The organism is Hydrogenovibrio sp. JE_KL2 (assembly GCF_009296185.1).
Lineage (GTDB): Bacteria > Pseudomonadota > Gammaproteobacteria > Thiomicrospirales > Thiomicrospiraceae > Hydrogenovibrio.
Genome location: NZ_WBJR01000003.1, coordinates 225333 through 237266, shown reverse-complemented (window position 1 = coordinate 237266; position 11934 = coordinate 225333). Strand labels below are relative to the sequence as shown.

The window sequence follows — 11934 nt, the reverse complement described above, 5'->3', positions numbered from 1 at the left end:
TTTGAGGAAAATTTTATGGAAGGTAACTTACTACAATTATCTTACGCTCTAGATACTTTTTATTTTCTAGTCAGCGCGGTACTTGTGATGTGGATGGCTGCTGGTTTCGCAATGCTCGAGGCAGGTCTTGTCAGAAGCAAAAACACGGTCGAAATCTTAACTAAAAATGCACTTTTATACAGTATCGCTTGCACAATGTACCTAATTGTTGGCTACAACATTATGTACCCTGGCGACCCAATTAACGCTTATTTACCTAACTTAAGTTTCTTTTTAGGCGCTGACAACACGGTAGCAGCTGTTACTGCTGGTGGCGATAATGCCCCTTACTATTCAGGAATGTCTGACTTTTTTTTCCAGGCTGTTTTTGCGGCGGCAACTATGTCTATTGTTTCAGGGGCGATTGCTGAACGAATGAAGCTATGGCCATTCTTGGTTTTTGCTGTTGTTACAACTGCATTCATTTATCCTATGGAAGGTTACTGGAAATGGGGTGGAGGCTGGTTAGATCAGCTTGGTTTTCAAGACTTCGCCGGTTCGGTTGTCGTTCATATGGCTGGTGCAGCTGCCGCTCTTGCAGCAGTCATCATGGTTGGACCGCGCATCGGTAGATATGGTTTAAATGGTGAAATCCGCGCCATACCTGGAGCAAATTTGCCAATGGCAACCTTGGGAATGTTTATCTTGTGGATGGGCTGGTTTGGATTTAACGGCGGTTCAGAACTCATGGTCTCAAACGTCAGTGAAGCCAATTCGGTTTCCAAGATTTTTGTTAACACCAATGCCGCTGCCGCTGCCGGTATGATTGCTGCCGCATTGTTAAGCAAATTTATGTTTGGAAAAACTGATTTGACAATGGTCATTAACGGCGCTTTAGCCGGCCTAGTTTCTATCACAGCGGAACCACTAGCACCTTCAGCTGGCTTAGCCCTATTTATCGGTGCTGTTGGTGGTGTCATTGTTGTTCTATCAGTTGTTTTGATGGATAAAGTAAAACTGGATGACCCGGTCGGAGCCGTCTCTGTCCACGGTACCGCTGGTATCTGGGGGATTTTCGCCGTATTATTCAGTAACAATGATGCAACCTTCATGGGACAGTTAATTGGTTCGGCGGCAATCTTTATCTGGATGTTCGTTGCTTCGCTGATTGTTTTATTCATCATTGACAAAGTAATGGGCTTGCGTCCTTCTGAAGAAGAAGAGATCGAAGGAATGGATGTTCAAGAATGTGGCATGGAAGCTTATCCGGAGTTTGACCACAAACAATAATTTAAATTTCTGGAAGGTCGTAAAATGGCCGCTTTTCAGCGGCCTTTTATTTAATTTAACCTAGAAATTGAAGCTCTCGTGTGTATCTCTACACGCTTGGAAGACGCAGCTGAATATAATAACGCTATACTCTCTATTAAGTAATCATCACAACTTACATCTAAAAAATTATCGTCAGCGACAGTCTCACTGATTTATATTTTCCTAAAAAATGTTCTGTGAGCTGATATTTAGCCCGCGAAATGGGCATCCAAGCCTTCACAGATTAAATGATTTAAGAAAGTATGCGCTTCTTGAATACGCGCAGTTTGTTGAGAATGAATAGGGAAACAATAGTCTGCCGTTTGCGACAATGGTGAAGGCCTGCTTCCGATCAAAGCAATCGTCAAACAGCCCTTTTGTTGCGCCACTTCCATAGCCTTTAGCACATTGGCACTGGTACCGGAAGTACTCATACCAATCACCACATCACCCGGTTGAGCAAGCGCTTCAACTTGGCGGGAAAAGATTGTTTCAAATTCAAAGTCATTGGAGTGCGCGGTCAATAGGGAAGTATCTGTTGTCAAAGCGATGGATGCCAACGGCTGGCGATTGATGACATAACGTACCATCAGTTCCGCAGCCATATGTTGTGCTTCTGCCGCACTACCGCCATTCCCCATCCACAAGACTTTAGCGCCCGATTCCAGCGCTGCGACCATCTTTTCTACCACTTCTTTCAATAGGTCACCGGACTTCAGTACTGATTCAATCGCTTTTTGATGCTCGTGATAGGCGGCTTCGATATCCATGCAATTCCTTTTTGAGACGTTAATCTTCTTGAATTTTTTCGACAAGCTTTGTGGTTGAATACCCTTCCCAAAAAGAAAGCACCGCAACCTCCCCACCATTTTCCCAAACGCACTTTGAACCTGCAATATCTTCAGGGCGATAATCGCCCCCTTTCACTAGAACATCGGGCTTCAGGAAACAAATAAGGTTTTCCGGCGTGTCTTCATCAAATGGCACCACCCAGTCCACGCAGCTCAACGCAGACAAAAGCTCCATACGGCTATCCAATGGAACAATCGGACGCGACGCACCCTTAAGACGTTTGACAGAATCATCTGAGTTAACGGCGACAATGAGGCGGTTACCTTGTTTTGCGGCTTCATTCAAATAACGGACATGCCCACTATGCAATATATCAAAACAGCCATTAGTCATAACAACGCGCTCTCCCTTCTCTTGAGAAAGCTCAACCAAGGATTTAACTTCTTCGGCACTCATGGCGACATAGCCCTGGTGGCGCATTGCAGCATTCAATTGCTCATCCAATTCCGCCTTGGTGACGGTTGAAGTGCCAACCTTTCTCACAACAATACTGGCCGCTTCATTCGCCAATTGCATGGCTTTTTTTAGCCCTAACCCACTGGCGAACGCTGTTGCGAGTGCCGCCATAACAGTATCACCTGCACCAGTAACATCAAACACTTCTTGGGCTTTTGACTTTAACAGGAAAGGCTTGCTATCGGTCTCAACCAATGCCATCCCATTTTCACTACGTGTCACCAATAGCGCGTCCAATCCTAGTGCTTTAATCAGTTCTTCCGCTTTGGTAATCAAATCCGTCGTATCGGCACACTCGCCAACAATCTGCTCGAACTCATGTTGATTGGGTTTAATTAAAGTCGCGCCATGATAGCGTGAAAAGTCCAATCCTTTAGGATCAACCAAAACGGGAACTTTGCCTTGTTTTGCTTTTGCAATGATCTGCTCAACAAATTGCAGCGTACCTTTGGCGTAGTCGGAAATCACCAAAACATCAAAATTAGCAACCTCGGCAGCAACCTTTTCCACTACGCCCTGAGCTGTAGCTTCAGGAATGGCGTTTTCAAAGTCCATACGAATCAACTGTTGATGATGGCTCAGCACTCTCAACTTACAAATCGTACCACTCTCGGAATTTACCCACACTGGTCGAACGCCAGCATCAGAAACCACTTGTGTTAACTGATCGCCAAACGCATCATTACCAATGGTTCCAATCAAAGTCACTTGAGCACCCAGTGCCGCAATATTCATCGCAACGTTCGCTGCACCACCGGCGCGGACTTCATCTTTATTGACTTTTACAACTGGAACAGGGGCTTCTGGAGAGATGCGTCGAGCAGAACCAGACCAATATTGGTCTAACATCACATCCCCGACGACTAGAATTTTGGCATTAGAAAAATCGTGCATAAAAAGCTCTAGAACAATGGATTTAATTGAATTCGATTTTCATTCATTCCGTGATTGGATTAGAATACGGTAATTTCAAATTTTAACGACTGCCTATTCTATCACAGGCCGGCGCAATCGTTAGCAAACCCGTAATTTTAAAAATATGACCAATTCCCCAATAAAACATCCAAAAAATACAGTTTTCTCAGCACTTTTAACGATCTGCGTAGTATTTTCATCACCCTACGCTAAGGCTGATTCGACCAATAGTGCTCTCATGAACTTAACGATCGTGTCTGCGATTGCATCCATAGGATTTGCCTGCTACGAAGGTCAAGCACCTTGCTCATTGCATCCAGATATTGACACTTCTCGCACAACACTCTCTCTAGACTCTGGCGCTGACGATACGCTCAAGCAAACCCGCATTGGGTTAGGAGCAGATTGGAACAATGCGCTATACGATAGTGATCGATTCAGCATTAATGGTCGCTGGGAAGTCAGCGCCAATGAATGGCATTCAACGCGTAAACATCCCAAAAACAAAAGTGGTTGGATTATTGGGCTTACCCCTATTTTCCATTACAACTGGAAATTAGATGGTTTTACCCCATACATTGAAACCGGTGCGGGACCACATTTTATATCTGACATCAACGTTGAAGACGAATACAAATCAACTCAGTTCCAATTTGGTGATATTCTGGGGATTGGTTTTACCACAAAACATTTTGAAGTGGGTTACCGCTATTTACATATTTCAAACGCAAACATTGAAGTCCCTAACCCGGGACTTGATTTCCATAACCTCCACATAGGTTACAAGTTCTAGTCAATCAGGAGTCATTGGACAAATACTATGGACACGATTTCAACTGCCAAACGCGTATTCCAAATCGAAGCGGACGCCATCAAACATCTCGAATCCTTATTAGACGACCAATTTGATGGTTCCGTAAAGGCCATTCTTGCTGCCAAAGGTCGTGTCGTGATTTGCGGCATGGGAAAATCCGGCTTGGTCGGTAAGAAAATCATGGCTACGCTTGCCAGTACCGGAACGCCATGCTTTTTCATGCACCCAGGTGAAGCCTTTCATGGCGACTTGGGGATGGTGACGCCAAATGATGTCTTTATTGCGCTTTCAAACTCAGGCGAAACAGAGGAAGTTATCAAGCTGTTGCCTTTCCTGAAAGACAATGGCAATGTCATTATCTCAATTACCGGTAAGCCTGAATCAACACTGGCACAAAACTCCCATTTTCACCTTAATATCGCTGTACCACAGGAAGCCTGCCCTCTTCAATTAGCGCCGACTTCATCGACCACCGCGACTTTAGTGATGGGCGATGCACTTGCCGTGGCACTAATGGAGTCTAGAAACTTCCAACCACATGACTTCGCCCGCTTCCATCCGGGTGGCAGTCTAGGCCGCAAGCTTTTAACCCGTGTTCGCCATGAAATGAAATCGGAAAACCTACCTTTCGTAAAAGGTTCCGATAATATTAAAACCGTCATTCACACCATGACAGAAGGTCGTTTGGGATTATGTATTGTGGATAATGGCAAAGGCATTATCACTGATGGTGATTTGCGACGTCATATGGAAGCTGACTTGATTGGCTTGATGGAAAAAACGGCTGCCGACATCATGAACCTGAACCCGAAAAACATTGATGCCGATGCCCGTCTATCCGATGCTGAAGACATGATGAATCAAAAAAAGATCACATCTCTGCTGGTCAAAGAAAACGATCAGGTTGCAGGCGTCATTCAAATTTACGACCTAAATCCTCATTAAAGCTCTCTGTCGATTATGAACGCTCTGCTTTATCGCTTGTTACTTTGGTTGGCCTTTCCACTGGTACTTTATAAGGCCGCCAAGCGATGCAGGAAAGCCGAACGAACTCGAGACGAACAAACCCCAAGTATTCCTCACTGCCTTTCAGCACGCTTTGGGTTCAACCCAACCACATTCAAACAAAACGGCATTTGGATTCATGCAGTATCGGTAGGCGAAACCCGCTCAATTTTTCCGCTGCTAAAATCTCTTAAGGAAACTTACCCTGAACTACCAATCACCCTGACCAGTGGTTCAACACAGGGAGCCATTCAGGCATTGAAATTTGCGCCTGTTGAGCTACAGCACCAAATGATTCCTTACGACTATCCTTTTGCCGTTAACCGATTTTTAAATCAGATTCAGCCAAAGCTGGTCATTATGATTGAAACGGAAATCTGGCCAAACCTCTACCAGGCTTGTGCCGACAAACACATCCCTTTAATTCTGGCTAATGCCCGTCTCAAAGACAAGTCCTTTCTAGCCTATCAAAAATATGGCGGATCACTGGTCAAAAATGCCTTGAATCAAACCCACCTCATCGCAGCGCAGTTCGAGCAGGACAAAAACAACCTTAAAGCATTAGGCACGGATTCGGCTAAAATCAAAGTGCTAGGCAACCTCAAATTTGATATTGAAGTGCCGAATGATTTGGCAGAAAAAGCTCAATTCTGGCGCGAGGAAAACCAAGCTGAGCAACGCTTCATTTGGGTCGCGGCCAGCACGCACAAACATGAAGAAGAGCTGATGCTACAAGCACATCAAGCTCTGCTAAAACATCAACCGGATGCTTTACTGATTCTGGTACCACGTCACACCGACCGTTTTGCGGAAGTCGCACAACTTCTTGACCCAACCACCACAGCCATACGCTCCAAGAATGAAACGATTACCGAAAGCACGCAAGTGTATTTGGCTGATACTATTGGTGAATTAATGCTGTGGTTTCAAGTGTCGGATGTTTCGTTCGTTGGCGGGAGTCTTGTCGACTTTGGCGGGCATAATATATTGGAACCTGCTGCGCTTAAAAAGCCTGTGCTATCCGGCCAATATCACAAAAACCTTCAAGCACTATATGACTCTTTCAAACAAGATGATGCGGTCATCATTTCAAACGATGCAGAAGAACTTGGACAACAGCTTATTGCACTGGCGGAAAATGGCGAGCAGAGAAGTGAAGCCGCCGAAAAAGCTTATCAATGTTTCAAAAAACAGACCGGCGCGTTACAGCGATTAATGGATGAAATCCACCAAGTTCTACACTAAAAACGAGCAACCCCAACCTGGCAGATTTTTGTCTTGTGAAGGCTCTTAAATCACCTTAGAAAAACGATTTTGCACTTCCGGCTTCATGTAAGCATCAAACACCATACAGATGTTGCGAATCAACAAGCGCCCTGCTGGCGTCACGAAAATGTCTTTATCCGTTAACTGAATCAAACCATCTTCTACCATCGGTTTCAATGCCTGCAATTCTTTGGCGAAATATTCCCCGAAATGAATGCCCCAGTGCTGATCAAGCTTATCGAAGTTCAAGTGGAAGTGACTAATCAAACGGGTAATCACATCACGACGCAACTCGTCATCTTCTGTTAGGTGCACCCCTCTGAAAGTTGCCAAATGGCCTGCATCTATCGCCTGATAATACTCTTCCAAACCTTTGTAATTTTGTGCATAGGTATTATCTATCAAAGAGATGGAAGTTGCGCCCATCCCAATCAAGTCACATTCCGCATGCGTCGAATAGCCTTGGAAGTTACGGTATAGCGTTTCATTTCGTTGGGCAATCGCCAATTCATCATCCGGCTTAGCAAAGTGATCCATACCGATATAAACATACCCTGCTTCCAACAGACGGCTAGTAGTGGCATGAAGAATCGCCAACTTCTCATCTGGAGACGGCATATCCGCTTCGTTCATTTTTTTCTGCGTTGGGAAAAGGCTCGGCATATGCGCATAGTTAAAGATGGAAAAACGGTCTGGCTCTGCTTCCAACACACGATCCAACGTACGCATAAACCCAGCTTCTGTCTGGAAAGGCAGACCGTAAATCAAATCGACGTTCACCGACATAAAGCCAGACTCGCGAGCACCTTCCAACACAGCAAACGTTTGTTCCTGCGTTTGGATACGATTGACCGCCTTCTGAACCTTTTCATCAAAGTCCTGCACCCCAAGACTCATACGATTGAAGCCCAACTGGCGCAATAGTTTTACTGACTCTTTACTGGCTTCACGCGGATCAATTTCTATTGAGTATTCGCCGGTGTCATCGTCATGCAGATTAAAGAAACGTCGTGTGGTTTCCATCAACTCAGACATTTCATCCATATTGATAAAAGTAGGCGTTCCACCACCCCAATGCAGTTGATCAACTTTTCTGCTTGGGTCGAACAGCTTTGATTGCATCTCGATTTCTTTATACAAACGTTGTAGGTAAGGTGTGGTTTTTGAACGATCTCGTGTCCAGACCTTATTACAGGCGCAGAAGAAACAAACAGTGTCGCAGAATGGTATGTGGAAATACAAAGACAGGTTTCGACCGGAAGCATTGCTACGCTCAGCGGCAGCTTCATAGTCGGCAATACCGAAATCGCTTTCAAACTGAAGTGCCGTTGGGTAGGACGTGTATCTTGGTCCAGTTTGGTTGTAACGTTTTATTAATTCTTCATCAAATCGGATAGTTTGTTCCACAACATTTCCCTTGATTTATTTCTTCAGACACAGGATTGGCGCACATTATCGCTCACCCGAGCGCAGAAGAAATCATTAATTTCTTTAAAATGATCTAGGTCAATAAACTAGCACCAGACGTCATCCGCATCCTCTTCAGGATCCTGACTTTGGCTCCCAGACTTATTCTCTTGAAGGGGATGCTTAATGACATCCAACACCGTATATTTAACTGATGCTTTTGGAGAACTCTCTGCCAAGTGCAGTTGGTGCATAAGTGCTTCCATGACATCTTCTATCGGTAAGTTCAAGCCCGCCCAATAGCTCAGTGCACCGCAGGGAATATCGATTTTCACCCCACGACCATCTTCTAAAATCACCTGATCATGCTCAATGGAATTAAACACCCTGTTGGCAAAGGTGTGAGCACCTTCGGTTTCTTTACCCAGCGATAAAATCACGAAAATCTGCTGTTCTTCAACATAGAACAACATGTCTTCGGTTCTTGCCAGCAACTTAATGGCTTGAGCGATATGATCCAGCGCAACACGAGACGCTTTATAATTTCCAAGTCCGACAACAATCAAGTCCAGCCAGAAGTCGTGCCTTTTTGCGAAGGCACTGGTTCTTTCCATCTCAATTTCCAGCAAATTGCCGTTCAAGAACCCTTTAAGCGCATCGTCATTGACGTTACTGACCAGTTCTCTCTCCAGGATGTCCAGTAGCGTATCCATAACAATTTGAGAGTTACGCTCCATTTCATACAACAGCGCGATAATGTCCCTGGAGCGGTTATTCCTGGAGGCATCCACTGCCATAATGCCGAGCAAATGGACTTTTTCATGAGCTTGAATGAATTGGCGAATTTCCCTTTCTGGAATTTTCTTTTTCCCATCGGCTTCAAGCCACTCCGCCACTCTGCATTTCAAGTGGCTGGGTTCAAACGCTTGAAGGTCAGCATTTCTGCCCAGCGCCAATTCAAATGCCAGTTCCTTCCATGTTTGATGCTGGAGACACACATCAAAAATATCTTCAGCCATTGGGTGCGCCAAGATCTCGTAGAAATTTCTCAAACGTCGAATTTCATTGGTTGAACGTTGCTTGATTTGTTCCAATGAAGAAGAGAGGTCATAGACTAGACGCACCATCAATGCGCCGATTTGGCAAAAGTTCGACAAGGCGGAAGCCAACGCCGGGCTATCCATGTCATCGGCATATTTTAGAAGCTCGGAACGAATGAAGTCCAAAAGCCTCAGTGCTTTATTTTGGCTGAGACCGCTATCTAACCAAAAAATAGCTTGGCGATAAAACACGGTATAAAAGCCATCATAAAGGACGTCAGCAAAGATATTAGGATAAAAGCCCTCCATCAACAACGCATCATCTGCATGCGTTATTTCCAGTTGTTTTTTCCATCCTGGCAAGGCCGCATTGAAGTCCGATTCCCTCTCGGATAATTGCGTCTTGAAGACTTCAATTTCCAGCTTATCCAAAAAAGACAAATACTGCTCTGGGTTTTCATGAAATAGCTGAAACATGACTTTTTACCGCCCTATCGCCGTGAAAAAATCCAAGCTTGATGTATTTTAGGGTTACGCTTAAAGTCCTGAGGCATGGTTGATTGCGTAATGTCTTCAATATGCCACATTGCATCAAAAGCGGATCGTTCCAATTTAAATTTACGCAAATTGTTCGAGAAAATCAGCTTGCCACTTTGGCTCAACAATTTCAAGGTTTTTTCTAATATATCAACATGATCACGTTGAATGTCGAGCGTACCTTCCATGCGTTTTGAAGTCGAAAAAGAGGGCGGATCGATAAAAATAACATCATAAACTTGGCTCGGCTTTTCGGCTTCTTTATCCAGCCACTCAAGGACGTTTTCCTGCAACAACACATGACGCTTCTCATCAATGCCATTGCACATGAAGTTGTGCGTTGCCCAATAGAGATAGGTTTTAGACATATCAATACTCAGGCTGGATTTACACCCGACTACTGCCGCTTCAGCAGTAGCGGTTGCAGTATAGCAAAATAGATTCAACAGACTTTTGCCGTGACTCAGTTCAGCCACTTTCTGACGTACATAACGGTGATCCAAAAACAAACCCGTATCAAGATAATCGGTAAAATTAACACGGATTTTTGCCTGATTTTCGGTAATGGTATAGTAGCGCTTTTGCTCATCCATACGTTCGTACTGAGCACTGCCTTTTTGACGTTCACGAACTTTGAAGTGGATGTCGCTTGAATCAATCTCAAAAACTTCCGGTAGCACCGACATGGCTTCATAAAGACGTTTTTTGGCCTTTGCAGGATTCACTGTTTTCGGTGGCGCATATTCCGCCACCACCAAATGCCGTCCTGCCTCTTCGGTTTCATAAACGTCTATTGCCAATGCATACTCAGGAATATCCGCATCATAAACACGGTAGGCTTGCACCTCTTCTTTCTTTAACCAAGACTTCAATCCTTTAAGGTTTTTCTTAATACGGTTGGCAATCATCACAGCGTTTTCAGAAGTCGACAACTCAGGAAAGTGTCTTTGAACTTGTGTGGCTAAATCTGTGCTGATTTCCAGTGCCGGTTCACGGAACCAGGTTTCTTCAACATCAAAACGGAACAAGCGGCAAGGCATAGCGCCGTTGAAGAAATCATGCGACCGCTTGGCTTTGATACCGATATACAAACCAAGTTCGGAATGACACGTCAAAACAGAAGCCTGCCAACCAACAAATTCTGCTTTCAGGTATTGACCCAGTGCCTGATAGATCTGTTTAACGGTTTCTTCATCTCCCAAACGCTCACCATAAGGCGGATTACTAACCACCAAGCCCGGCGTCCAGTCGCCCCATCGTCTACCTTGTTCAACAGACATTTGCTTGATTTCAATCACATCGTCATAGCCCGCAGCCATCACCGCTTCACGTGCAATATCCAAAGAACGATGAGAGACATCAGAGCCATAGATGTTCGGCAGGTTTTGTAAGCCATCTGCTTCTCGTGTTTCGGCCTCGGCAACCAGCGTCTGCCATAAAGACGCATCATGTCCCTTCCAACGGGTCAACAACATATGTTCTGCTTTGAATAATCCCGGCGCGCAATCGGAAGCCATCATCGCGGCTTCGATCAAAAAGGTTCCTGAACCGCACATAGGATCATATAAACAACCACCAGACTTGGCGATTTCCGGCCATTGGCTACGCATCAATATTGCCGCAGCAACGTTCTCTTTTAGGGGCGCTTTGACTTGCTGCCCTTCACGATAACCGCGCTGGTGCAATGAATAACCAATCAAATCGATACTTAGCGTCAACTCATTACGATTTAAGTGGGCGTGAATGCGTAAATCGGGGTTTTCGGTATCTACCACTGGGCGCTGATGCCCACGATTTTGGAAAAAATCGACAATGCCATCTTTGACTTTTAGCGCACCGTAATGGCTATGGGTAACCCCCATGCCTTGCCCGGAAAAAGAAACGGCGAAGGTTCCATTTGCCACTAAGTGCTTACGCCAATCGATTGTTGCAACCTGCTCAGTTAAATCATCCTGATTATCCAGCTTGGTTTGCAAAATGACTTTATATACGCGGTTCGCCAAACGAGACCACAAACACGTGCGATAACCGACTTCTAGGCTCCCTTCAAAGGTTACGCCCGTCGGTTGAACTTTTGGACTGTCTGCCCCAAAAGACAACAACTCTTCTCTTAGTAGTTCGGAAAGGCCTTTAGGGGAGGTAGCAAAAAAACGACACATGAAAATATTCTCGGGAAATAAGCGTTATTTTACTGCATTCGGACTGTCCTCTTAGTAAAATAAAACGTTCATACAAAGAATAAAACCTAGAGAGCTTTGCCCGAGTGGGGTGCGAAAGAAAAGTGAGGAAAAATTTTTCTGATTAAGGCGCGAAACGCAGCTAATAGCTGGCTATCAGCAAGTTTTGCAACGC

9 protein-coding genes are annotated in these 11934 nt (G+C 44.9%); 4 read left to right on the top strand and 5 right to left on the bottom strand.

The genetic code is table 11. The features are described from left to right. The first annotated feature begins 15 nt into the window (after nt 1-15). The gene (locus F8R13_RS07115) at nt 16-1269 is read left to right on the top strand and encodes an ammonium transporter (protein ID WP_152833026.1); all 1254 of its coding nucleotides are present in this window, start codon (nt 16-18) and stop codon (nt 1267-1269) included. Nucleotides 1270-1499: 230 nt separating this feature from the next. Here the strand turns inward: F8R13_RS07115 and F8R13_RS07110 are convergent, their stop codons facing one another. Further along, entirely contained in the window at nt 1500-2060 is a 561-nt protein-coding gene (locus F8R13_RS07110) for an SIS domain-containing protein (RefSeq protein ID WP_152833024.1), read from the bottom strand. A gap of 19 nt (nt 2061-2079) precedes the next feature. Beyond that, a complete protein-coding gene (gene hldE / locus F8R13_RS07105) occupies nt 2080-3492 on the bottom strand; it encodes a bifunctional D-glycero-beta-D-manno-heptose-7-phosphate kinase/D-glycero-beta-D-manno-heptose 1-phosphate adenylyltransferase HldE (RefSeq protein WP_152833022.1) in 1413 nt (470 codons plus the stop codon). Nucleotides 3493-3751: 259 nt separating this feature from the next. Here hldE and F8R13_RS07100 point away from each other — a divergent pair, with 259 nt between their 5' ends. From F8R13_RS07100 to waaA, 3 genes are read left to right on the top strand one after another with little or no spacing between them, the layout of a single operon-like run. Next, entirely contained in the window at nt 3752-4306 is a 555-nt protein-coding gene (locus F8R13_RS07100; protein WP_253806383.1) for an acyloxyacyl hydrolase, read from the top strand. Between the two features lie 27 nt (nt 4307-4333). Continuing rightward, complete coding sequence (locus F8R13_RS07095) at nt 4334-5272, top strand: SIS domain-containing protein (RefSeq protein ID WP_152833018.1); 939 nt, start codon at nt 4334-4336, stop codon at nt 5270-5272. Nucleotides 5273-5287: 15 nt separating this feature from the next. After that, the gene (gene waaA / locus F8R13_RS07090) at nt 5288-6577 is read left to right on the top strand and encodes a lipid IV(A) 3-deoxy-D-manno-octulosonic acid transferase (protein WP_152833016.1); all 1290 of its coding nucleotides are present in this window, start codon (nt 5288-5290) and stop codon (nt 6575-6577) included. Nucleotides 6578-6622: 45 nt separating this feature from the next. Here waaA and hemN read toward each other — a convergent pair whose 3' ends face one another. From hemN to rlmKL, 3 genes are all read right to left on the bottom strand, one after another. Next, nucleotides 6623-8005, bottom strand: coding sequence for an oxygen-independent coproporphyrinogen III oxidase (gene hemN, locus F8R13_RS07085; RefSeq protein ID WP_371414919.1), 1383 nt, complete (start codon nt 8003-8005; stop codon nt 6623-6625). A 107-nt stretch (nt 8006-8112) separates the two neighbouring features. Then, entirely contained in the window at nt 8113-9522 is a 1410-nt protein-coding gene (locus F8R13_RS07080) for a CZB domain-containing protein (RefSeq protein ID WP_152833014.1), read from the bottom strand. Nucleotides 9523-9536: 14 nt separating this feature from the next. Further along, nucleotides 9537-11741 carry a bifunctional 23S rRNA (guanine(2069)-N(7))-methyltransferase RlmK/23S rRNA (guanine(2445)-N(2))-methyltransferase RlmL gene (rlmKL, locus tag F8R13_RS07075; protein WP_152833012.1) on the bottom strand — a complete coding sequence of 735 codons (2205 nt, stop codon included), beginning with the start codon at nt 11739-11741 and terminating at the stop codon, nt 9537-9539. Nucleotides 11742-11934 lie beyond the last annotated feature (193 nt).